The organism is Microbacterium esteraromaticum (assembly GCF_028747645.1).
GTDB classification, from domain to species: Bacteria; Actinomycetota; Actinomycetes; order Actinomycetales; family Microbacteriaceae; genus Microbacterium; species Microbacterium esteraromaticum_C.
Genome location: NZ_CP118100.1, coordinates 2,787,669 through 2,810,511, shown reverse-complemented (window position 1 = coordinate 2,810,511; position 22,843 = coordinate 2,787,669). Strand labels below are relative to the sequence as shown.

The 22,843-nt window shown below is 68.8% G+C and carries 16 protein-coding genes; 6 read left to right on the top strand and 10 right to left on the bottom strand.

Annotation, left to right across the window (positions count from 1 at the left end; translation table 11 throughout):
• Positions 1-46 precede the first annotated feature (46 nt).
• Complete coding sequence (locus tag PTQ19_RS13530) at positions 47-3,487, top strand: bifunctional proline dehydrogenase/L-glutamate gamma-semialdehyde dehydrogenase (RefSeq protein WP_274367707.1); 3,441 nt, start codon at positions 47-49, stop codon at positions 3,485-3,487.
• Positions 3,488-3,697: 210 nt separating this feature from the next.
• Here the strand turns inward: PTQ19_RS13530 and PTQ19_RS13525 are convergent, their stop codons facing one another.
• Positions 3,698-5,083: an aspartate aminotransferase family protein gene (locus PTQ19_RS13525; RefSeq protein WP_206551145.1), complete on the bottom strand. Its 1,386-nt coding sequence runs from the start codon at positions 5,081-5,083 to the stop codon at positions 3,698-3,700.
• A 19-nt stretch (positions 5,084-5,102) separates the two neighbouring features.
• Positions 5,103-6,587, bottom strand: coding sequence for a CoA-acylating methylmalonate-semialdehyde dehydrogenase (locus tag PTQ19_RS13520; protein ID WP_274367706.1), 1,485 nt, complete (start codon positions 6,585-6,587; stop codon positions 5,103-5,105).
• A 100-nt stretch (positions 6,588-6,687) separates the two neighbouring features.
• Between PTQ19_RS13520 and PTQ19_RS13515 the strand changes: the two genes are divergently transcribed.
• Positions 6,688-8,247: a PucR family transcriptional regulator gene (locus PTQ19_RS13515; protein ID WP_274367705.1), complete on the top strand. Its 1,560-nt coding sequence runs from the start codon at positions 6,688-6,690 to the stop codon at positions 8,245-8,247.
• A 396-nt stretch (positions 8,248-8,643) separates the two neighbouring features.
• Here the strand turns inward: PTQ19_RS13515 and PTQ19_RS13510 are convergent, their stop codons facing one another.
• The 4 genes from PTQ19_RS13510 to PTQ19_RS13495 form a co-directional block, all read right to left on the bottom strand.
• On the bottom strand, positions 8,644-8,943 hold the full coding sequence (locus PTQ19_RS13510; protein WP_274367704.1) for a hypothetical protein: 300 nt from the start codon (positions 8,941-8,943) through the stop codon (positions 8,644-8,646).
• Positions 8,944-9,626: 683 nt separating this feature from the next.
• Positions 9,627-9,986 carry a cupin domain-containing protein gene (locus PTQ19_RS13505; protein WP_274367703.1) on the bottom strand — a complete coding sequence of 120 codons (360 nt, stop codon included), beginning with the start codon at positions 9,984-9,986 and terminating at the stop codon, positions 9,627-9,629.
• Positions 9,983-11,380, bottom strand: a complete 1,398-nt coding sequence (locus PTQ19_RS13500) for an NAD(P)/FAD-dependent oxidoreductase (protein WP_274367702.1) — start codon at positions 11,378-11,380, stop codon at positions 9,983-9,985. The genes PTQ19_RS13505 and PTQ19_RS13500 overlap by 4 nt, the downstream gene beginning before the upstream one ends.
• A 46-nt stretch (positions 11,381-11,426) precedes the next feature.
• Positions 11,427-11,894 carry an Lrp/AsnC family transcriptional regulator gene (locus PTQ19_RS13495; protein ID WP_179409893.1) on the bottom strand — a complete coding sequence of 156 codons (468 nt, stop codon included), beginning with the start codon at positions 11,892-11,894 and terminating at the stop codon, positions 11,427-11,429.
• A gap of 100 nt (positions 11,895-11,994) precedes the next feature.
• Between PTQ19_RS13495 and PTQ19_RS13490 the strand changes: the two genes are divergently transcribed.
• Positions 11,995-13,428: a gamma-aminobutyraldehyde dehydrogenase gene (locus tag PTQ19_RS13490; protein WP_274367701.1), complete on the top strand. Its 1,434-nt coding sequence runs from the start codon at positions 11,995-11,997 to the stop codon at positions 13,426-13,428.
• 141 nt (positions 13,429-13,569) lie between these two features.
• Here PTQ19_RS13490 and galE read toward each other — a convergent pair whose 3' ends face one another.
• From galE to galT, 3 genes are all read right to left on the bottom strand, one after another.
• Positions 13,570-14,547: a UDP-glucose 4-epimerase GalE gene (galE, locus tag PTQ19_RS13485; RefSeq protein ID WP_274367700.1), complete on the bottom strand. Its 978-nt coding sequence runs from the start codon at positions 14,545-14,547 to the stop codon at positions 13,570-13,572.
• A gap of 68 nt (positions 14,548-14,615) precedes the next feature.
• A complete protein-coding gene (gene galK, locus PTQ19_RS13480) occupies positions 14,616-15,839 on the bottom strand; it encodes a galactokinase (RefSeq protein WP_274367699.1) in 1,224 nt (407 codons plus the stop codon).
• Positions 15,840-15,993: 154 nt separating this feature from the next.
• A complete protein-coding gene (galT, locus tag PTQ19_RS13475) occupies positions 15,994-17,166 on the bottom strand; it encodes a galactose-1-phosphate uridylyltransferase (RefSeq protein WP_274367698.1) in 1,173 nt (390 codons plus the stop codon).
• An 81-nt stretch (positions 17,167-17,247) separates the two neighbouring features.
• Here galT and PTQ19_RS13470 point away from each other — a divergent pair, with 81 nt between their 5' ends.
• Positions 17,248-18,246 (top strand): LacI family DNA-binding transcriptional regulator, encoded by a 999-nt coding sequence (locus tag PTQ19_RS13470; protein ID WP_274367697.1) that lies wholly within the window; start codon positions 17,248-17,250, stop codon positions 18,244-18,246.
• On the opposite strand, the gene PTQ19_RS13465 is transcribed toward PTQ19_RS13470, so the two are convergent.
• Positions 18,221-20,218, bottom strand: coding sequence for a DUF2264 domain-containing protein (locus PTQ19_RS13465; protein ID WP_274367696.1), 1,998 nt, complete (start codon positions 20,216-20,218; stop codon positions 18,221-18,223). The genes PTQ19_RS13470 and PTQ19_RS13465 overlap by 26 nt on opposite strands.
• A 275-nt stretch (positions 20,219-20,493) precedes the next feature.
• Between PTQ19_RS13465 and PTQ19_RS13460 the strand changes: the two genes are divergently transcribed.
• The gene (locus PTQ19_RS13460; protein ID WP_274367695.1) at positions 20,494-22,176 is read left to right on the top strand and encodes an MFS transporter; all 1,683 of its coding nucleotides are present in this window, start codon (positions 20,494-20,496) and stop codon (positions 22,174-22,176) included.
• A 52-nt stretch (positions 22,177-22,228) separates the two neighbouring features.
• On the top strand, positions 22,229-22,741 hold the full coding sequence (locus PTQ19_RS13455) for a MarR family winged helix-turn-helix transcriptional regulator (RefSeq protein WP_179409900.1): 513 nt from the start codon (positions 22,229-22,231) through the stop codon (positions 22,739-22,741).
• Positions 22,742-22,843 lie beyond the last annotated feature (102 nt).

Here is a 22,843-nt window from a genome sequence, read left to right as displayed (position 1 = left end):
TAAAAGTTCGCTTTTCTTTAGGGATCTCAGGCCGCATTCTGAGAACATGACCACCCCTCTGCTTCCCGACTCCGACACGTCCGCCGAGCTCGCCGAGCTCGCCGACGACGCTGTCGCACTCGTCCGTCAGTGGCTCGTGCAGAGCCGCGAAGTTCCTACCGATGTCGCCGCACAGCGCCTGGCCGGCGTGCTGCGCGACGAGAACGGCCTCGCATTCACCGTCGGCTTCGTCGACGGCGTCGTGCGCCCCGAAGACACCAAGGTCGCCGCTCGTGCCCTGCGCGAGATCGTGCCGCTGACCCCCAAGTTCCTGCCCGCACCGCTGCGCGGCGCCATCGCCCTGGGCGGCGCTTTCGCCCCGATCCTGCCCGGGATCGTCGTGCCGATCAGCCGTCGCGTGCTGCGGGGCATGGTGCGCCACCTCATCGTCGACGCCCGCGACGCCCAGCTGGGCTCGGCCATCCGCCGCATCCGCTCGGCCGAGAACGTGCGCCTGAACGTCAACCTGCTCGGCGAGGCCATCCTCGGTCAGGAAGAGGCCGCCCGTCGTCTGGCCGGCACGCGCCGCCTGCTCGAGCGCGACGACGTCGACTACGTCTCGATCAAGGTGTCCTCGACCGTTGCCCCGCACAGCCCCTGGGCGTTCGACGAGGCCGTCGACGAGGCCATCGAGGCACTGCGCCCGCTGTACGAGGTCGCCAAGGCGAACGGCACCTTCATCAACCTCGACATGGAGGAGTACAAGGACCTCGACCTCACCATCGCGGTCTTCACGCGCATCCTCGACCGTCCCGAGTTCCAGAACGTCGAGGCCGGCATCGTGCTGCAGGCCTACCTGCCCGACGCCCTCGGCGCGATGATCCAGCTTCAGGAGTGGGCCGCCGCACGCGTGGCCGCCGGCGGTGCGCCGATCAAGGTGCGCGTCGTCAAGGGCGCCAACCTGCCCATGGAGACCGTCGACGCCGAGTCGCACGGCTGGGAGCTGGCGACCTGGTCGACCAAGCAGGAGTCGGATGCCTCGTACAAGGCCGTCCTGGACTACTCGCTGCAGGCCGAGCGCGTCAAGAACGTGCGCATCGGTGTGGCCGGTCACAACCTCTTCGACATCGCCCTGGCCTGGCTTCTCGCTGAGAAGCGGGGCGCCACCAGCGGCATCGAGTTCGAGATGCTGCTGGGCATGGCCTCGGCGCAGGCCGAGGTCGTCAAGCGCACCGTCGGCTCGCTGCTGCTGTACACGCCGGTCGTGCACCCCGACGAGTTCGACGTTGCGATCGCTTACCTGATCCGTCGCCTTGAAGAGGGCGCCAGCCACGAGAACTTCATGTCGGCCGTGTTCGATCTCGACGCCGACGCGAAGCTGTTCGATCGCGAGAAGCAGCGCTTCCTGGCATCCGTCGCCTCGATGCCCACCGAGGTTCCCGGTCCGAACCGTGTGCAGGACCGCAGCAAGCCCGCGGCGCCCGCACTGCGCGACGGCTTCATCAACACCCCCGACACCGACCCGTCGCTGGCGGCCAACCGTGCCTGGGGCGACGCCATCCGCGCCCGCATGGAGGGCTCGACGCTCGGCAACGACACCGTCGCGGCGAACACGCTGAACTCGGCCGCACAGGTCGACGAGCGCATCGCAACGGCGGTCGCCGCCGGCGAGGCCTGGCGTGAGCTGGGTGCCGCCGGTCGTGCCGAGATCCTGCACCGTGCCGGTGACATCCTCGAGGCGCACCGCGGTGACCTGCTCGAGGTCATGGGTTCGGAAGCCGGCAAGGTCATCGAACAGGGCGACCCCGAGGTGTCCGAGGCGATCGACTTCGCGCACTACTACGCCGAGAGCGCCAAGAAGCTCGCAGACGTCGACGGTGCCACGATGCAGCCGGTCGGCCTGACGGTCGTCACCCCGCCGTGGAACTTCCCCGTCGCGATCCCCGCCGGCTCCGTGCTGTCGGCTCTCGCCACCGGCTCGCCGGTGATCATCAAGCCCGCACGCCAGGCACGCCGCTCCGGCGCCGTCATGGTCGAGGCGCTGTGGGAGGCCGGTGTACCGCGCGATGTGCTGCAGTACGTGCAGCTCGACGGACGCGAGCTGGGCACCCAGCTGGTCAGCGACCCGGCCGTGGGCCGCGTGATCCTCACCGGCGGCTACGAGACCGCCGAACTGTTCCGCGGGTTCCGCAACGACCTGCCGCTGCTGGCCGAGACCAGCGGCAAGAACGCCCTGATCGTGACTCCCTCGGCCGACCTCGACCTCGCCGCCAAGGACGCCGTCTACTCGGCGTTCGGTCACGCCGGTCAGAAGTGCTCCGCCGCATCGCTGGTGGTGCTGGTCGGCTCGGTCGCGAAGTCGGACCGCTTCCGTCGCCAGCTGCTCGACGCGGTCAGCGCGTACGAGGTCGGCGCGCCCAGCAACGGCTCGACCCGCATCGGTCCGCTGATCGGACCCGCTGAGGGCAAGCTGCTCGGAGCGCTCACGCAGCTGCACCCGGGACAGTCGTGGATGCTCGAGCCGAAGAAGCTCGACGACGAGGGTCGTCTGTGGCGTCCGGGCATCCGCGAGGGTGTCCAGCCGGGCAGTGAGTTCCACATGGTCGAGTACTTCGGCCCCGTGCTCGGTGTGATGACCGCCGAGACGCTCGATGAGGCGATCGACATCGTCAACGCGATCGAGTACGGCCTGACCTCGGGTCTGCACTCGCTCGACGAGGCTGAGATCCAGCAGTGGCTCTCGCGCATCGAGGCCGGCAACGTCTACGTCAACCGCGGCACCACGGGCGCCATCGTGCAGCGCCAGCCGTTCGGCGGATGGAAGAAGGCCGCCGTCGGCGCGGGTACCAAGGCCGGTGGCCCGAACTACCTCGTCGGTCTGTCGGAGTGGACGGATGCCCCCGTCTCGACCTCGCGTCCGCTGGATGAGCTGGGCCTGTCGGCCGTCAAGCTGGTCGACGGCGATGAGGCGGCCTGGCTGCGCGGCGCCCTCGCCACCGACATCGACGCGTGGGCGGACGAGTTCGGTGTCGTCCGCGATGCCACCGGTCTGGTGACCGAGCACAACGCCCTGCGCTACCAGGCGATCCCCGCCGCCATCCGTTTCGACGGTGGCCGTATCGTCGACCTGATCCGCGTCGCTGCCGCCGGTGTGCGCGCCGGCTCGCGCGTCACGGTGAGCACGGCGTCGGCCCTGCCGAACCCCGTCGTCACCTGGCTGGGTGCGCACGATGTCGTCGTCGTGACCGAAGACGCGCAGGCCTGGGCGGGTCACGCCCGTCGCCTGGCCGACGCCGACGGTCGCGTGCGCCTGGTCGGATCGGATGCCGGTGCGACAGCATCCGCCGTGAACGGCTCGCCGAGCCTGGCGATCTACGCGAACCCGGTCGTCGCGGCCGGTCGTGTCGAGCTGCTGACGTTCCTGCGCGAGCAGGCCGTCTCGGTCACGGCGCACCGCTTCGGTACGCCGCACCGCTACGAGATCCCGCTGCTGGATCCCGTGCGCTGACACGTGAGTCGCTGAGACACGCAGAACAGCGCGAAGGGCGCCGGGGTTTTCCCCGGCGCCCTTCGTCGTCCCCGCGCAACAGCTGCCCAACACCACGAGGGGGCCACAACACCACGAGGGGCCACACACCACGAGGGGCCAATAAACGTCGGGTCGGGGGTGCCCGATGCCGCGTTTACTGACCCCTCGTGAGGAAGTGCCGGGTGGGTGTCAGGCGGTGTACTCGTCGGCGACCGAGAGGGCGTCGTCGAGCACGGCCAGGCCACGCACCAGGTCGTCCTCGCTGATCACCAGCGGCGGGGCGACGTGCATGCGGTTGAAGTGCGTGAACGGCCACACGCCGCCCTTCTTCGCCGCCGCAGCGAACGCGCCCATCGGCGCAGCATCCGCTCCCGCCGCGTTGAACGGCACCAGCGGCTCGCGGGTCTCCTTGTCGCGCACCAGCTCGACGGCCCAGAACAGACCGCGACCGCGCACCTCGCCGACGCTCGGGTGGGCGTCGACCCACGCGCGCAGTGTCGGCTCGACGACGCGCTCGCCCAGGTCGCGCACCCGCTCGAGGATGCCGTCGCGTCGGAACACCTCGAACGTCGCCACACCGGCGGCGCAGGCCAGCGGATGCCCCGAGTAGGTCAGCCCGCCGGGGAATGCGGTCTTGTCGAAGTGCGCCGCGATGGCATCCGAGATGACGACTCCACCGAGGGGCACGTAGCCCGAGTTGACGCCCTTGGCGAAGGTGATCAGGTCGGGCTGGGCGTCGAACGCGTGGATGCCGAACCATTCACCCAGGCGGCCGAAGCCGACCATGACCTCGTCGGCGATGTACACGATGCCGTACCGGTCGCAGAGCTCGCGCACGCCCTGCAGGTAGCCGGGCGGCGGCACGAGCACACCGTTGGTGCCCACGACCGTCTCGATGATGATCGCCGCGATGGTCGAGGGCCCCTCGAGCACGATCGTCTGCTCGAGGTGCTCCAGCGCACGCTGCGACTCCTCGGCGAGGGTGGTCGAGTGGAACGGCGAGCGGTACAGGTAGGGGCCGAAGAAGCGCACGGCTCCGGCGTCGCTGACTTCGTTTGCCCAGCGGCGCGGGTCGCCGGTCAGCGAGATCGCGGTCGAGGTCGAGCCGTGGTAGCTGCGGTACATCGAGAGCACCTTGCGGCGTCCCGTGGCCTGGCGGGCCATGCGCACGGCGTACTCGTTCGCCTCGGCGCCGCCGTTGGTGAAGAACACCTTCTCGAACCCGTCCGGGGCGACCTCGCTGATGAGGCGGGCCAGCTCGCCGCGCACGTCGTTGGCGACGGCGGGCTGGATGGTCGCGAGGCGTCCGGCCTGCTGCTGGATCGACGCGACGAGATCGGGATGCTGGTGACCGAGGTTGAGGTTGACCAGCTGGCTGGAGAAGTCGAGGTACGCGTTGCCCGCGTAGTCCCAGAACGTCGATCCCTCGCCGGCGGCGACCGGCAGCGGGTCGATCATCGCCTGGGCGCTCCACGAGTGGAACACGTGGGAGCGGTCGTCGGCGCGCACCTGCGCCTCGGCCTCGGGTGCGGGGAGCGGATGCTGCACGCCGTGCCGGTCGGTGAACTGTGCCATGTCGGTGTCTCCTTCGCGATCAGTGGTTGCTCGGGAAGCCGAGGTCGATCTGGGCGGGGGTGTGGTCGGGCCAGCGGGTGGTGACGACCTTGGAGCGGGTGTAGAAGTGGATCGATTCGGGGCCGTAGATGTGCGAGTCGCCGAACAGGGAGTTCTTCCATCCGCCGAACGAGAACGCGCCCACGGGCACGGGGATCGGCACGTTGACGCCGACCATGCCGACCTCGATGTCGAATTCGAACTGGCGGGCGGTGCCGCCGTCGCGGGTGAAGATCGCGGTGCCGTTGCCGAAGGCGTTGGCGTTGATGAGCTCGACGGCGTCGGCGTAGGTCTCGACGCGCACGACCGACAGCACGGGGCCGAAGATCTCTTCGTCGTAGGCCTTCATGCCGGGGCGCACGTTGTCGAGCAGGGTGACGCCGGTGAAGAACCCGTCATTGTCGAAGCGCTTCTGCGTGCCGTCGACGACGACGGTGGCGCCCTCGGCTGCGGCGCCGGTGACGTACGACTCGACCTTGTCGCGGTGCTCACGGGTGATGAGCGGGCCCATCTCGCTGGCCGGGTCGGTGCCGTCGCCGATGCGCAGGTCGCCGATGCGTGAGCGGATGCCCTCGACGAGCCCGTCGGCGATGTCGCCGACGGCGACGAGCACCGAGACGGCCATGCAGCGCTCGCCTGCCGAGCCGTAGGCGGCCGAGATGGCGGCGGCGGAGGCGGCCTCGATATCGGCGTCGGGCATGACGACCATGTGGTTCTTGGCGCCGCCGAGTGCCTGCACGCGCTTGCCGTTGGCCGAGGCCCGCTCGTAGATCGACTTCGCGATCGGGGTCGAGCCGACGAAGCTGATGGCGGCGACGTCGCGCGCGTCGAGCAGGGCGTCGACGGCGGTCTTGTCGCCGTTGACGACGTTGAGTACGCCGTCGGGCAGGCCGGCCTCCTGGAAGGCGCGGGCGATCCAGAGCGCGGCCGAGGGGTCCTTCTCGCTGGGCTTGAGTACGACGGTGTTGCCGCAGGCGATGGCCGAGGCGATCATCCACAGCGGAACCATGACGGGGAAGTTGAACGGCGTGATGCACGCCACCACGCCCACCGGCTGCTTGACGGAGTGCACGTCGACGCCGCGCGCGACCTGCTCGGCGCGCTCGCCCTTGAGGTGGTGCAGCAGGCCCGCGGCGAACTCGACGTTCTCGATGCCGCGTGAGACCTCGCCGGCGGCGTCCGAGAGCACCTTGCCGTGCTCGCTGGTGATGATCGCGGCGAGCTCGTCGGTGCGCTCGACGAGGATCTGGCGCAGGCGGAAGAAGACGTCGGCGCGCTTGATGAGGCTCGACGACCGCCATGCCGGGGCGGCGGCCTTCGCCGTGGCGATCGCGTGGGAGACCTCGTCGGCCGAGGCGGCCGCAACCTGACGGTGCACCTCACCGGTGGCCGGGTTGTACACCGGCAGGGTGCGGGCGGTCTCGCCGGCGTCGGCGCCGTTGATGAAGTGGCGGATGGTGCTCACAGATGTGCTCCTCGTCGAGATTCAGGGGATGTGCCGTACAGAATGACCGAATCGGTACGGGTGGCTTGATCCCCATGCTGACAGAGGCAAGGATGGGGGAGTGGGTGCAGATCGTCAGGACATCGGCGCGGATCAGACAGATCGTCCGGAAGAGGATGCGCTCCCTCGTGTGCGCGATGTGCTCAGTGTGGACGCGCTGCAGCGCGGCGCCCCCGAGGTGTTGGTCGGCGGCGAGGCGCTGGATGCCCGTGTGCGCTGGGTGCACGTCTCGGACAGTGACCAGGTGGCCGACCTTCTTGACGGCGGCGAGCTGCTGCTGACGACGGCAGCGGGTTGGGCGGGGGCGGATGCCGCGCTGCACGATCTGGCCGACCGACTGGCCGGGGCCGGCGTCGCCGGGGTCGTGATCGAGCTCGGGACACGCTTCACGGTCGCACCGCCGGCGTTCATCGCCGCGTGCCGCGCCCGGGGTCTGGCGCTGATCGCCCTGGAACGCGTGGTGAAGTTCGTGACGGTCACCGAGGCGGTGCATCGCCGGATCATCTCGGGGCAGCTGGAGGCGCTGCAGGAGCGTCAGCGGTTGCATGAGCTGTTCACCGGGCTGAGCCTGCGCGGCGCACCCGCGGATGTCGTCGTGCGCGAGACGGCCCGCGTGCTCGATGCGCCCATCGTGCTCGAGACGCCCGGGCGCGAGGTGGTCACCGCCGAGGTGCGCGACGTGCGGGCATCCGATGTGCTCACCGGGTGGGCCGCCCGATCCCGCAGCGACGTGGAGTTGTTGACGGTGCCGGTGCAGGCGCGTGGCGTGCGATGGGGTGCGCTGGTCGCGCTGCCCGGAGCGGAGCATCCGGCGGGGGTGCTGACCGTGCTCGAGCTGGCCGCGACAGCGCTGGCCTTCGCCCGGCTCGCCGACGGCCCTACGGCCTGGGAGGTGCTCCCGGCGCGGGATCTCGTTCAGGCGATCGCGGGGGGCGGCCACAGCGGCGACGCGGATGTGGCGGCGCGCTTGGCGGCGGCGGGGCTGCCGGTGGTGGGGCGTACGCTCGGCGTGCTGGTGGTGCCGCGGGCGCAGCCCGGGCAGGTGCAGCGTCTGGTCGAGGCGCTCATCGCGACGGATGCCCGAAATGCGGATGCTGATACGCGGGCGATGGGCGCCGTGCACGATGGCGATGGTGTGGTGCTCGTCTCGGCGCGGCGGGAACTGTCGTCGGCGCAGATCTCCGCCGCGGCGGCAGGGCTTCCGACGGGGCTCGCGATCGGAACACCGGCGTCGACGGTCGCCGAGCTGTTGGCATCCGTCCGTCCGGCGCGGCTCCTGGCCGCGCGCCTCGGCCCTGCCGAGGTGCGGCGCGTCGATGACCGGCCGCTGACGCGCCTGGTCACCGAGCTCGGCGGCGATCACCGCCTGCAGGAGCACAGTGAGCGGATGCTGGCGCCGTTGATCCGGTTCGATGAGCAGCACGGCGGCGACCTGCTGCGCGTGCTGCGCGCCGTGGTCGCGCACCCGGGCAGTCGCACGGCCGCAGCGGCGTCGTCGCACCTGTCGAGGTCGGTGTTCTACCAGCGGCTGACGCTGATCTCGGACCTGCTCGACGTTGACCTCGACGACGGTGAGACGCTCGCGGCGCTGCACCTGGCGGTGCTGACGCTGCCGGGATGACGCCGATTCGGAAGCTCTAGATAGGGAGCGCCGCCCGATACGATCTCCTCTGGTAGGGATAGATCGCAAAGCATGACGCGGGGGCTGTCGGACCGCAGCAGGAGCGAAGGAGCAGGACGATGACGATGAGGTTTCGGTTCGAGAGCATCACGTCCACCCTTGGGGACCGCGTCCCACTTGTTGCCGCGGGGGTTACGTGCGTCGTTGGGGCCAACAATGCGGGCAAGTCGCAACTGTTGCGCGACCTCGTGTTGAAAGCCCAGAACGGCAATCAGGCGAGCACAGTCGTGCTGAGAGAAGCAGAATCCGAGCTCGTTGTCTCCGATGCGCAAGAAGCGGGCGATTGGCTGGAACGGCATGCCGTTCCAGCGGAATACGCCAGCGTCCCTCCGAGGCTCATGTTTTTGCCGAGCCAGAATCAGTGGTGAACATGTTGAACACCGACTCGTACCCGACATTGAGACTCGAAGTCTGGTTGCGGTGCTTGTTACTGTCCGCTGTTCCAATCTTGTTGGTGATCTTCGCCATTATCACCTTGCAGTCAACCAGTTTAACTGTGACTATCAGTTTCACATTGGTCGGGCTCGCGCTTTCTCTGATTGCATTGCATTCATTGCGCGCCTGGCGATCGACCGCACGCTCAGCCAGGATTAGATCTGCGAGTAGCAGCGCAAGCTTCGTGCGCCCGTTCGTCAAGTGCACGGTTGTTGACGCAGATGGAAAGACTCGGCACGAAGGGAGGGGGTGGTGTCTCGTTGTGGACGATCGCCTACACCTTGAGACTTCGAGAGCTTTACCTCCGAAGGGTGACGCGGTTATTGCACAATGCGAACTGTCGGAAATCTCCAATATCTCTGCAACGCGGGTCGCGTTCGGATGGGGTGTGCCTCAGGTGTCGATTGCAGTAGACGGCCGCCAGATTTCCTTCGAGCCAATGCGATGGTCGGGTACTCCTTACCGGGCCGCAACAACGGCGATGGTGGGGAGCATTGCCGCTGAGCTTAATGCTGTCCTGCGCGCATCGCGGGCGATCTGAAGGAAGATTCTATGGCGGCGTTGTCTTCTCGGGACGCGACCCCGCCCATCGGTCCGACCAAGCGGTGGCGGGCCAGAGCGCGAAGGGGCCTCCGGCTGCGGAACTGGCCATACTCAACCGGCGCCCGAACTCCGGGTCATGCAATGCGCATCGAACAGCGCATTCGCCCGACATGCCTCCACCAGCTCGGCTCTCGCGATCGGGACGGCGAGTCAGCGGTCGATCAGGTGTCACCTATCCATGCAGCAGAACCCTCAACTGCGAAGCCCCCCTTCGCCTGAAGCGAAACGGGGACGGGGCGAGAGCAGCGTGCGTTGCGGCGGTGAGCGCCTGGGTAGGCGGATCAGGGGCAGACCAGGTACACCTTGCGCAGGGTCTCGGTGACGGTCCATACGGTGCGCATGCCCTCGGTGAGGCGCACGACCGAGCCGGGGCCGAGGTCGATCGACGGTAGTGACGGATGCTCGAAGTCGACACGCGCCCGCCCCGACAGCACGATGAAGACCTCATCCTCCTCGGTATCCGAGGCCACACCGGGACTCATCTCCCAGACGCCCAGCTCAACGCCCGAGAACGTCCCGAGGTCCTGTACGCCGGCCGTCGGTTCGCCACGGCGCACGTCGACGGCCGGGAGCGGTTCATGTGCGAGGGTCAGGCCCGCGGCATCCGACGCTGTTCCCGGCGTGAGCGCATCCGCACTCACGAGTCGAACCCCATCCCGATCGCGTCGAGGGTTTTCAGCAGCAGGTTGCGCTTGCCCTCGTTGTGATCGGCGCGGTCCATCGCACGGCGCACCATGTTCACTCCGATCGCGGCGGCCGGCTCGGGTGGGAACGGGATCGGGCGGGTGCGCACCATCTCGAGCTGGGTGCGCTCGTTCTCGACTCCGGCGAGCTTGTCGAGCATCACGTCCGCCGCGAAGCGGGATGCCCCGACGCCCAGGCCGGTGAAACCGGTCGCGTACGCGACACGGCCGCCGCGCGCGACACCGTAGAAAGCGCAGAACCGACTGCATGAGTCGATCGCGCCCGCCCAGCGGTGCGTGAAGGTCACATCCTCCAGCTGCGGGAACGTCGTGAAGAAGTGCGACGCGAGTCGTCGGTGCGATTCGGGGCGCTCCTCGTAGGTGGCGCGTACCTTGCCGCCGAAGTGGTAGATCGCGTCGTAGCCGCCGAACAGGATCCGGTTGTCGGCGCTGAGTCGGTAGTAGTGGAACTGGTTCGCGGAGTCGGCCAGGCCCTGACGGTTCTGCCATCCGATTGCGCCGAGCTGGTCGGTGGTGAGCGGCTCGGTCATCAGCACGTAGTCGTACACCGGCACCGTCATGAGCCGGTTGCGTGCCAGCAGCGACGGGAAGACGTTGGTGGCGAGTGCCACCTGGTCGGCGGTGACGGTGCCGCCCCCGTCGACCGTCACCGTCTGGGTGCCCTTGCCCGAGAGCCCGGTGACCCGGCTGTGCTCGTGGATCTGCACACCCAGCTCGGTCGCGACGCGGGCGAGTTCAACGGCGAGCTTCGCCGGATGCACCATCGCGCAGCCCCGCCGATCCCAGTTGCCGGCGAGATAGGTGGGGGAGTGCACCTCGGCGCGCACGGCGTCCTGGTCGAGGAACTCCTCGCCGTGCATCCACTCGATCTGGTGCCGCTCGGTGGCCACCGCCAGCTGGCCGGTGTGCTCCCAGTCGACGTCCATGCCGTAGCGCTGCACGGTCTGCTCGATGCCGTCGAGGTTCTCAAGGCCCAGGCGTTCGAGCTGCTCCATCTCGTCGGGCCAGCGGTTCATGCCGTTCTCGTAACCGTGCGTCAGGCTCGCCTCGCAGAACCCGCCGTTGCGCCCCGACGCGGCCCAGCCGATCCGCGACGCCTCCAGCAGCACGACGGAGCGCTGCGGGTCGCGCTCCTTGGCGCGCACCGCCGTCCACAGGCCGGCGTACCCGCCACCCACGACGACGAGATCGGCGCGCACATCGGTGCGCAACGGCGGATGCTCGGGGCGGGCGACATCGTCGAGCCAGAAGGTCGAGTGTCGGGTGTCGCGCAATGCCGCATCGATCTGCGATTCGGCAGGACGGAACCTCTCGAAGACGGTGGTTCCCATAGTTCTCACTCCGTTGTGGATATCGGGGAAGGGGTGGGGGTCGGCGTCAGCGCGTGCCCCAGTTGTAGAAGTCCTTGTGCAGGCCGGCGTAGAGGAAGCTCTCGGTGTGCGTCACCCCGGGGATCGATCGCACGCGCGATGAGACCAGGTCGAGCAGGTGCTCATCCGATTCGCAGATCGCCTCGGCGAGTACATCGAACGATCCGAGCGTCACCACGACGTAGGCGATCTCGTCGATCGCCTTGACTGCGTCGGCGAGCTCGCGCGGATCACCGGTCGTGCGGATGCCGATCATCGCCATACGAGAGAAGCCGAGCTGACGGGGGTCGGTCACCGCGACGATCTGCATGATGCCCGCATCGGTGAGGCGCTGCACGCGTTGGCGCACCGCGGCCTCACTGAGTCCGACCGCACGGCCGATGTCGGCATACGGTCGGCGTCCGTCCTGCTGCAGCAGCTCGATGATCTGCTTTGACACATCGTCGAGGACGGGGGCTTTCGACTTGTCGCTCACGTGTCGATCCTGACACTCAAAACGGGAGAACGCAACTGATTTCGCAGGATCTAGCGCAGAATACTTCCGATTCCGTAGGGATCCTGGTTAGAGTGGCGGCATGGCCACGACGACGTTGCGCAACCACATCGCGGGTGAGTACCGCGAAGCCCTCACCGACGAGCGGCTCGACCTGATCGACCCTGCCACAGAAGGCGTGTACGGCAGCATCCCGCTCTCGGGTGTCGCCGACATCGACGCCGCGTACGCCGCCGCCGCGGCGGCTTTCCCCGCCTGGCGCGACGCGACGCCCGGAGACCGCCAGCTCGCCCTGTTCCGCATCGCGGATGCCATGGCCGCCCGCGCCGAGGAGTTCGCCGACCTCGAATCACAAGACACCGGCAAGCCCCGCGCCACCCTCGTGGCCGACGAGATCGAGCAGTCGATCGACCAGCTGCGGTTCTTCGCCGGCGCGGCGCGCAGCCTCGAAGGGCGCGCGGCCGGTGAATACCTCGCCGGACACACCTCGTACGTGCGACGCGAACCGATCGGCGTGATCGGCCAGGTCACCCCTTGGAACTACCCCCTCAACATGGCGGTCTGGAAGATCGCACCCGCGCTCGCCGCCGGGAACGCCGTCGTACTCAAGCCCGCCGAGTCCACGCCGCAGTCCACGCTGCTGCTCGCCGAGATCGTCGCCGAGCACACCCCCGCGGGCGCGTTGAACGTGGTGCTGGGTGGGCGTGAGACCGGGGCAGCGCTGATCGCGCACCCGAGTGCGCAGATGGTCGCGATCACCGGATCGGTGCGGGCTGGCATGGCCGTGGCCGAGTCTGCGGCATCCGATCTCAAACGCGTGCACCTCGAGCTCGGAGGCAAGGCGCCCGCCGTCGTCTTCGACGACGCGTCGATCGACAAGGCGGTGGATGCCATCGTGTCGGGCGCCTTCTTCAACGCCGGTCAGGACTGCACCGCGGCGACCCGGGTGATCGTCCACGCATCAGTGCACGACGAACTCGTGCGCGCGCTGGTCGCCCGCACGCAGACGCACGCCCGCACTGGTGGGCCGCGCGAGGAGGGCGTGTTCTACGGTCCCCTCTCCAGCGCTGCCCAGCTCGCGCAGGTGCAGGGCTTCGTCGACCGGCTGCCGGGCCACGCGAAGGTCGAGACCGGAGGCACGCGGGTCGGCGAGCAGGGCTACTTCTTCGCACCCACGATCGTGTCGGGCATGCGTCAGGACGACGAGGCCGTGCAGGATGAGATCTTCGGCCCGGTGCTCACCGTGCAGTCGTTCTCGGATGATGACGAGGCCTTGGGCATGGCCAACGGCGTGCGCTATGCGCTGGCGGCATCCGTCTTCACCCGCGACCACAACCGCGCGATGCGTTTCACCCGCGATCTCGACTTCGGCTGCGTGTGGGTGAACACCCACATCCCGTTCGTGTCAGACATGCCGCACGGCGGATTCAAGCACTCCGGGTACGGCAAGGACCTCTCGCAGTACGGCTTCGACGACTACACGCGCATCAAGCACGTCATGTCTGCCTGGGACTGAGCGCTGGCTTTCGGCTGGCGAATCGGCATTCCGGTCGCAATTTCTCCCGCATCCGACGCCGGGAAGCGGGAGAAACTGCGACCGGAGTGATCTGCCTCCCCGACGACCCGGGAGAAACTGCGACCGGAGTGATGTCGCCGATCACCCGGCGTTGCGGCGGGCCTCCCAGCCCGAGCGCACCATCTCGTCGACGGTGTGACGCATCGTCCAGTCCAGGTCGCGCGCGGCGAGCTCGCCGGTGGCGACGATGCGGTCGGGGTCGCCGGGGCGACGCGGGCCGACGGTCGGCGTGAAGTCGATGCCGGTGACGCGCACCATGGCATCCATGATCTGCTTCACACTCAGGCCGTCGCCCGAGCCGAGGTTGTATGCGGGCTCGATCGGGCGGCCGTCGGCGAGGCGCTGCGCCGCCACGACGTGGGCGGCCGCGATGTCGCCGACGTGCACATAGTCGCGCACGTTCGTGCCGTCGGGGGTGTCGTAGTCGTCGCCGAAGATCGCCGGGGTCTCGCCGGCGAGCAGCTTCTCGAACACGATCGGGAACAGGTTGTGCGGGCTGACGTCGTAGACGGTCGGATCAGCCGACCCGACGACGTTGAAGTAGCGCAGCGAGGTGTGGCGCAGCGGAGCGTCGGATGCCGCGGTCGCGGTGCCCTGGTCGCGCAGCATCCACTCTCCGATCAGCTTCGACTCGCCGTAGGGGCTCGCGGGGCGCTTGGCGGTGTCTTCGGTGACGAGTGCGACGTCCGGCGTGCCGAACACGGCAGCGCTCGACGAGAACACGATGTTCGTCACGCCTGCGGCATCCATCGCCTCGAGGATCACCCGGGTGCCCTCGACGTTCTGCGCGTACGTGTGCAGTGGGCGCTGCACCGAGACGCCGGCGTACTTGAAACCCGCCACGTGGATGACGCCCTCGACATCGTGCTCACGCAGGGTGCGCTCGACCAGCTCGCGGTTCAGGATGCTGCCGTCGACCAGCGCCACGTCCTCGGGGACGAACGACGGTTTCCCGCTGGAGAGGTCATCGAGCACGACGGGGGTCAGGCCGGCCGCGGACAATGCGCGCACGACGTGTGCTCCGATGTAGCCGGCGCCGCCGGTGACAAGCCAAGACATGATGTTCCTTCCCTCGCGCGGGTGCGCAGTGTCATTGTGTCAGGGGGCCGTGTCAGATGCCCGTGCCGTCAGGTGTCCCGCCGCGGGCCGCCCGAGGGTTGCACGGTGAAGATGTGCGGGGCGGCGAAGCCGGCATCCGAGAACGCCCGCGCGACAGCATCCGACACCGACGCAACCGACGCGTGCTCGATCAGGGCGATCGCCGCCCCGCCGAACCCGCCGCCGGTCATGCGCGCGCCGATCGCGCCGTGCGCGAGCGCCGTCTCGACGGCCAGGTCGAGCTCAGGCACCGAGATCTCGAAGTCATCGCGCATCGATGCGTGCGACGCGACGAGCAGGTCACCGATCGCGCGCGGTCCCTGCGTGGCGAGGGCGTCGACGGTGTCGAGCACGCGCTGGTTCTCGGTGATCACGTGGCGCACCCGGCGGAACGTCACGTCGTCCATCAGATCGGCGGCGCGGGGCAGGTCTTCGACGCCGGCGTCGCGCAGCGAGCGGATGCCGAGCAGCTCGGCGCCCTGCTCACACGATGCCCGGCGTTCGCGGTACCCGCCGGTCGAGTGCGAGTGCTTGACCTGCGTGTCGATGACGAGCAGTTCAAGGTGCTCAGCGGTGAACCCGGTCGGCACCGAGCGGGTTTCGAGCGTCCGGCAGTCGAGGAAGGTCGCGGCGTCGGGCAGGCCGAGCATCGACGCCATCTGGTCCATGATGCCGGTGGGCGCGCCGACCGCCTCGTTCTCGGCGCGGCGTCCGACCTGTGCGAGCGTCACCGGGTCGAGGTTGAGTTGCCAGAGCTCGTCGAGCGCGGATGCCACGGCCCCTTCGATCGCGGCGGACGACGACAGCCCGGCGCCGACCGGAACGTCGGATGCGATTGCGATATCGGCACCGTGTTCGGCGGGCGTGGGGGCGAGTGCCCGCATCGCCCAGGCCACGCCGAGCACGTAGGCCGACCATTCGGGTACGGCGGGCGCCTCTCCCGCAGGCGTGGGGAAGAGTCGGTCGAGGTCGTCGAGCGACACCTCGACCGGCTCATCGGCGAACGTCGAGGCGACCCGGATGCGGCCATCTTCGCGCGGGCTCGCCGCAGCGTAGGTGCGGTGCTGGATCGCGAACGGCAGTACGAAGCCCTCGTTGTAGTCGGTGTGCTCACCGATGAGGTTCACCCGGCCGGGCGCCGACCAGATGCCCTGAGGGGCGGTGCCGGTGAGGGCTGTGAACAGGTCGCGGGCGGCGGCTTGTGCTGTTGATGTGTGGCCCGGTGACGGTTCGGTCGCTGGTGTGTGGGTCATGGTGCCTCGGTTCGGATTCTCGGTCGCCCCGTGTGCGAGGGGGCGCACCCTCACGAGGCGTCCCACCCTCACGAGGGGTCAAAATGTGTCGTGTTGAGTGGGGGTGACCCAACGTTTTGTGACCCCTCGTGGGAGGGGTGGGGAGGGGCGGGGGTCAGTGCGTCGAGGTCGCTGCGATCGCGGAGCGCAGTCGGTCGGCGGCGACTTCGGGCAGGATCTCGGCCGTCCACGCACCCATCGCGGCCTCCGAGCCGGCGAGGAACTTCAGCTTGTCCTCGGCGCGGCGCGGGCTGGTCAGTTCCAGCCGCATCCGCACGGTGTCGCGGCCGACGTTCACTGGCGCCTGGTGCCAGGCGGCGATGTACGCCGTCGGCGTCTCGTAGAGGGCATCCACTCCGCGCAACAGACGCAGGTACATCGGCGCGAGCTCGTCGCGCTCCTCATCGCTGAGCGTGGCGAAGTCGGGAACGTGCCGGTGCGGCATCAGCTGCACCTCGAGTGGCCACCGGGCGGCGAACGGCACGAAAGCGGTCCAATGCTCGCCCTGCAGCACCACGCGCTCCGAGGTGCGTTCGAAGTCGAGCACGCGCCCCATCAGATCGGGAGCGGTGCGGTGGATGCTGTCGAGCAGCCGCTGCGTGCGCGGCGTGACGTACGGATACGAGTAGATCTGTCCGTGCGGATGCGGGAGCGTGACGCCGATCGCCTCGCCCCGGTTCTCGAACGGGAACACCTGCTCGATGCCGGGCAGTGCCGACAGGGCGGCGGTGCGGTCGGCCCATGCCTCGATGATCGTGCGTGCGCGGGTGATGGACTGGCTGCCGAACGACCCCTCGTGCTCAGGGCTGAAGCAGACGACCTCGCAGCGGCCGATGCTGGTGCGGGTGCGTCCGATGCCGAGTTCGGCGAGGTCGTCGAGTCCGCGGGTCGGGTTGCTCGCGGCGGGAACACCGCCGGTGGCCCGGTTGAGCGCGGGGCCGAAGGAGGGGGAGCGGTTCTCGAACACCGCGACGTCGTAGCGGGAGGGCACCTCCGACGGGTTGGATGCCGTCTGCGGTGCGAGGGGATCGGCGTCGGCGCTGGGCATCATGACGCGGTTCTGCCGCTTGGTGGCGAACGTGATCCAGTCGCCGGTGAGTACGTCCTGGCGCATGGTGGCCGTCTCGGGGCGCTCGTCGAGTGCGCGGGCATCCATGCTGCGTTCGGGGCCGAGTGTGGTGCCGGGGTCGTCGAAGTAGAACAGTTCGCGGCCGTCGGCCAGGCGGGTGCTGCGCTTGATGACGCCGGCACCGAGTTCGTCGGTTCGCAACTCCGGAGAATTTTCCATGTTCACGTGAACATGGTACGCGCGGCGCCGTGGTAACGTCAACACTCCGGAGTTGCGAACCGTGAATGAGGGGAAGATCGGATGCCACAGGCCAGACGCGTCTCGATGGCCCAGGTCGCCACCCGCGCCGGGGTGTCGAATCAGACCGTTTCGCGCGTCGCCAACGACAGTCCGCGGGTCGACCCCGCCACCCGCTTGCGCGTCGAGCAGGCGATGGCCGAGCTCGGGTACCGCCCGAACCGTGCCGCTCGTGCGCTGCGCACCGGTCGCACGCAGACTCTCGGACTGGTTGCCCAGACCCTGTCGACGGTCGGCAACTCGCGCATGTTGCAGGCGGTTGCCGATGCCGCCTCCGCACGCGGGTACGCCCTGACTGTGGTCACGCTGGGGGATGCCGGCGATATCGCGCACGCGTTCGAGCGTCTGCATGACCAGGGCGTCGACGGCGCCATCGTGTTGAACGAGGCCACGGCTCTCGCCCGCGAGGCGGGTTCGGCGGGCATCCGCCTGGTCGTGGTCGACTCGCCGCCCGATGAGCGCTTCACCGTCGTCGCCACCGACCACGCTGCGGGAGCGCGGGCGGCGACGGAGCGGCTGCTCGCGGCCGGGCATCGCACGGTGCATCACCTCGGCGGTCCGCTCGACTCGTTCGCGGCATCCGAACGCGAACGCGGCTGGCGTGCCGCGCTCGCCACGGCCGGTGCGTCTGCTCCCGACGTCGTCCGGGGCGATTGGAGCGCCGACGCGGGGTACGCGCAGACAGAGCGGATGCTCGATGCTCGCCGCACGCAGCCGGCCGACGCTGCGTTCACCGCGCTGTTCGCGGCCAACGACCAGATGGCCCTCGGAGCGTTGCGGGCGCTGGCTGACGCGGGTGTGCGGGTGCCCGACGATATCGCGGTGATCGGTTTCGACGACGTCGCGGATGCCGCCCAGTACCGGCCGCCGCTCACGACGGTGCGACAGGATTTCGATCGCCTCGGCGAGGCGGCCGTTCAGTGCCTGGCCGACCTGATCGAGGGTGGCGAGCCCGAAGATCTGCGGATGCTGCCCGTCATGGTTTCGCGCCGGAGCGGCTGAGAAGCGGGCCGATCGGCAGGCGCGTGACGTGCCCGTCGGGCCAGGCGATGTGCCGGCCCTCGTGGTGGGTCGAGACGACGGGCGCTGCGGTCGCCTCGGTGGGGGCGCCCAGGTGGATGCCGAAGGCGCGCCACGCGCCGGCATCCGGGGCCGTCTCCAGCCAGGGAACCGCGGTGCGCCCTGCCAGAGGCGTGGCGTCGTCGAGGGTGAGCACTCCGGAGGAGTGCGGGTCTGCCACGTCACCGAGCGTGTCTTCACCGAGCGCCACGACGCCGGTCGCCAGTCGCTCGGTCCGTGCCCATGCGGCGTGGGGTGCTGCGTCACTCGGCGCAGGGCCGTCGGTGAACGGGGCCACGTCGCCGGTCAGCGCCCAGCCGCCGACGCGCAGTGTGTCGCCCGGCTGCAGCGGCGCATCGGCGTGCACGCGGATCAATCGCACCTCCCACGCGCCGTGGGTCACCGATACGGTGTCGATGCGCGGCCCGTGCATCGTTGCGCCGTGGTGGGTGCCGACGCCGTGGTCCGGTCCTGCCTCGTAGCCGATCGGCCAGTGGGCTGTCGACGTCGACCAACCCAGGAGGGTCTGCGCGTCCAGGGCGAGCGTGTTCCCCACGGTGAATCCCGAGCGGTGGCTGGGCAGTCCGTCGCGCACGAGCGCCACTGTCCCGTCGACGGGCCAGGAGACGCCGGGATCGGTCAGCACGGGGGCGGTCGCTGTCGAGTAGCCGAACTTCGCGTACAGGGGCGCGTCGGGGTGGTCGGTGCCCTCGGCGCGATGGTCGGTGCCGTGGTTGACGATGCGCACGATGCCGTCGGTCGTTCCCATGGCGAGCCACCCGGGCGCGGACAGGGCACGCGCGAAGGCGCCGCGGTCGATCGGCAGCGGTTGCTCGGGCGCGGTCCACGCGGGGTGCGAAGCGGGCAGGGCCAGCCCCAGCATCCCTTTCGCCGCCCAATAGGGCGATCCCAGCCCCGAGTAGTTCTGCGCGATCGCCCGCCACGGATGGTGCCAGCCGAGTGAGAGGACGCCATCGGCATCGGGGGCGCCGCGCTCGACGAAATGCTTGATCTGGCCGCTTGCGGCCCGGCGCAGCAGTCCGGGATCGTGGCGGGATCGCCCGTGGAACGCGGCCGCCCACGCGGGGGCCGCCGTGGCGAACCGGTAGGTGAGGCTGCGACCCTGCAGTAGCGGTGCCCCGTCGGCGCCGATCAGGTGCAGCGCGTCATCGAGGTAGTCGTCCAGTCGCTCTGTGTACCGAGCCACCCGCTGGGCATAGCGGGCATCGTCCTGAACGAGCTGCGCCCAGACGATCGGGTAGAACGGCAGCGCCCACCCGCAGTAGTGGTCGAAGTCGCGGCCGACGCCATCGGAGGTCCACCCACCGGGCAGGTCGAATCCGTCTAGCAGTGCGAAGTCCTCGTCGCGGTCGGATGCCGAGAACGGCCCGCCCACGCTCTCGAGGAAGAACGACACCATGATGCGGAACCAGGCCCAGTTGTTCGGCGGATACGGCTCGCCCATGAATGCCGAGAGGTAGTCGATCGTCTGCGTTCGCGCGCGATCGTCGAGCTGTGCCCAGACGGTGTCGCGCGTGAGGTGCAGTCCCAGTGCGAGCGCCGCAGCCTCGACCTTCGCCTGGGCGTGCTCTTCGATGCGCACCCAGCGCTCCGGATGCGTCGGATCGACCCCGGCGGCGATGCCGCGCGCGTAGCGCCGGGCCAGCGACTGGGTGCGGGCGGGATCGCCGGCGATGCGGAACGACGCCAGCATGAACGTGCGCGTGAAGCCCTCGAGATGGTCGATGTCGCGTCCGAGGCCGCCCGGGACTCCGGGGTAGCGGATCAGCGATCCGGTGGGGCTGGCGTGGCGGGCGGCTCCGTCGAGGATCGTGTCGGCAACGCGCTCCCAGTGTGCGCGTGTCCAGCCGGTGAAAGGCGAGAGAGCGGTGTCGGCGGCGGGGAGGGTGATCATGCGAAGGTGGCGAGGCCGGTGGTGATCGGATGCCGTGGCGCGGCCCCGTGCGCGTGTGCGTCGAGTTCGTACGGGGTGGTCATCAGTCCTCCATTGGATCGGATGCTGCGCGTCAACCATAGGGGCTTTCGGGGTGAGCTGCGTCGGCTCCGGCTTCTTGTTCTCGCTCGCTCGCTCGCTCGGCTCGTGATTGATCTTGTGCAATGGTTGCTCAATCGCAACTAGTGGCGTATCGTTGACGTCGATCAACTATCTATCCAGGAGCGCCCACGCCTTTGAGTACCACCGCAGCCACCCATTCGGATCCCGTCCCGCAGCGCTCCGCGCGCGAGGTCTTCACCGCCATCTCGGGCCTCATCGTCGGCATGTTCGTCGCCGTCCTTTCGGGCACGGTCGTCTCGACCTCGCTGCCGGTGATCGTCGCAGACCTCGGCGGAACGCAATCGCAGTACACCTGGGTGATCACCGCGAGCCTGCTCGCCACAGCTGTCTCGACGCCGGTCTGGGGAAAGCTCGCCGACCTTCTCGACCGCAAGATCCTGGTGCAGCTGTCGCTCATCCTCTTCACTGTCGGCACGGTGACCGCCGGGTTCTCGGTCGACATGAACATGCTCATCGCGGTGCGCGTCGTGCAGGGCATCGGCGTCGGCGGTCTGATGTCGTTGGTCATGGTCGCCGTGGCACTTCTGATCTCTCCCCGTGAGCGTGGCAAGTACATGGGGGTGGTCGGCGGTGTCATGGCGTTCGCCACGATCGGCGGGCCGCTACTCGGCGGCGTCATCACCGACACGTGGGGGTGGCGCGCCAACTTCTTCATCGGCGTCCCCTTCGCGGTGCTCGCCCTGATCCTGCTGCAGGTGACCCTGCACCTGCCCAAGCCGCAGAAGGCCAAGGTCTCTATCGACTATCTCGGCATCGTTCTGCTGGCTGTGGGGGTGTCAACCCTGCTGATCTGGGTGTCGATGGGCGGCAGCCAGTTCGCGTGGGATTCCGCCACCAGCTGGATCCTCGCGAGCATCGCAGGTGTCTTCCTGGTCGCCTTCATCGCCGTCGAGTTCGTCGTGAAAGAGCCGATCGTGCCGATGTCGCTGTTCCGCAACCGCACGTTCACGCTCTCGGTGATCGCCTCGATCGCGATCGGTGTGTCGATGTTCGCCACGTCCGTCTTCCTCGCCCAGTACTTCCAGTTGGCGCGGGGCGCCACGCCGACCGAGTCGGGACTGATGACGATCCCGATGATCGTCGGTCAGATGGGTGCGTCGATCATCATCGGCCAGTTGGTGAGCCGCTTCGGAAAGTGGAAGGGGTGGATGCTGACCGGCTCGGCGCTCACCCTGATCGGCGTCACACTGATGTCGACGCTGCGCTATGACACCCCGTTCGCCCTCGTCGCCACCTACATGTTCGTGCTCGGCGCGGGACTCGGCATGGTCATGCAGAACCTCACGCTGATCGTTCAGAACGACACCCCGCCGCAGCAGCTTGGTGCGGCATCGTCGAACGTGAACTTCTTCCGTACGATCGCCGGCACGATCGGCGTGACCATCATGGGTGCGCTGCTCGCCTCCCGTGTCGGGGTCTACATCGCCGACGGCCTGGCCGGTTTCACCCCGGCGGCGCCCGACGAGGTTGACGCGTTGCAGGGGCTGGCTTCCGGAGACGTCCCGAAGGTCGGAGAGCTGCCCGACAGCATCCGAGTCATCGTGGAATCCGCGTACGGGCACGGCATCGCCGACGCCTTCATGATCGCCATTCCACTGGCGGTGGTCGGGGTCATCGCGATCGCGTTCATCCGCAACAAGCCCCTGTCGACCAAGACCTCGGCCGAACTGCTGCGGGAGCAGGCCGAGGAATCGACGATCGAGGTCGCCGAGGCAGAGGTCGGCGCATCGATGGCCGTCACCGGTGGCATCCGCGTCGTTTCGGATGCCGGAGGCGACGGTGCACGCACACGCTGACCGGGTGGCGCCCGTCGCCGATTCGTGCGCGGCCGCGTCGTACACTGGCGGGATGACCGCCGCCCCGCACGCGGCCGACGGTGCTGCCGTCGGCGCCGATGCCTCAGACGGCACGGACGGCCGCATCGGCGTGGGCGACATCGAGCTCGATCAGGCCGTCTCGCGCGTCGAGCACGAGCTCGGGCGGCTGTTCGCCCGCATCCGAGTGGGATGGCGTGAGGCGGCGGCCTCGGTGCATCCGGATCTGCAGCCGCTCGGCTACCAGGTGCTCACGTCGATCGTGAACGGCACGGCGACAACGGCGGGCGAGATCATCGATCGACTGCAGACCGACAAGTCCACGGTGAGTCGTCAGGTGCGTCAGCTCGAAGAGCTGGGGCTGGTCGACAGCATCCGTGACCCCGACGACCGACGCGCTCGCCGCCTCGTCGCGACGGAACTCGCGCAGGAGCGCGTCGAGATCGCGCGCGCGACGTACAAGGAGCGCCTCGGCGACCGCCTGCGCGCCTGGTCGGCCGACGACCTCGAGCACTTCGCCGATCTCCTCGACGCGCTCGGTCGCTGACGCTCTCTGTCGGCCGTCGCTGTCACTGACGCTCTCTGTCACTGACGCGCTCTCTGTCGACCGTCTCGAGCGTTCGAAGGTTGCGCTCGATGACCCGACCTG

Excerpts from the sequence above, each read along its gene's own strand:
- PTQ19_RS13465 (WP_274367696.1), bottom strand. The coding sequence starts at position 20,218 with ATGATCACCCTCCCCGCCGCCGACACCGCTCTCTCGCCTTTCACCGGC.
- galK (WP_274367699.1), bottom strand. The coding sequence starts at position 15,839 with ATGACCCACACACCAGCGACCGAACCGTCACCGGGCCACACATCAACA.
- PTQ19_RS13470 (WP_274367697.1), top strand. The coding sequence starts at position 17,248 with ATGCCACAGGCCAGACGCGTCTCGATGGCCCAGGTCGCCACCCGCGCC.
- PTQ19_RS13490 (WP_274367701.1), top strand. The coding sequence starts at position 11,995 with ATGGCCACGACGACGTTGCGCAACCACATCGCGGGTGAGTACCGCGAA.
- galE (WP_274367700.1), bottom strand. The coding sequence starts at position 14,547 with ATGTCTTGGCTTGTCACCGGCGGCGCCGGCTACATCGGAGCACACGTC.
- PTQ19_RS13530 (WP_274367707.1), top strand. The coding sequence starts at position 47 with ATGACCACCCCTCTGCTTCCCGACTCCGACACGTCCGCCGAGCTCGCC.
- PTQ19_RS13525 (WP_206551145.1), bottom strand. The coding sequence starts at position 5,083 with ATGGCACAGTTCACCGACCGGCACGGCGTGCAGCATCCGCTCCCCGCA.
- galT (WP_274367698.1), bottom strand. The coding sequence starts at position 17,166 with ATGGAAAATTCTCCGGAGTTGCGAACCGACGAACTCGGTGCCGGCGTC.
- PTQ19_RS13455 (WP_179409900.1), top strand. The coding sequence starts at position 22,229 with ATGACCGCCGCCCCGCACGCGGCCGACGGTGCTGCCGTCGGCGCCGAT.
- PTQ19_RS13500 (WP_274367702.1), bottom strand. The coding sequence starts at position 11,380 with ATGGGAACCACCGTCTTCGAGAGGTTCCGTCCTGCCGAATCGCAGATC.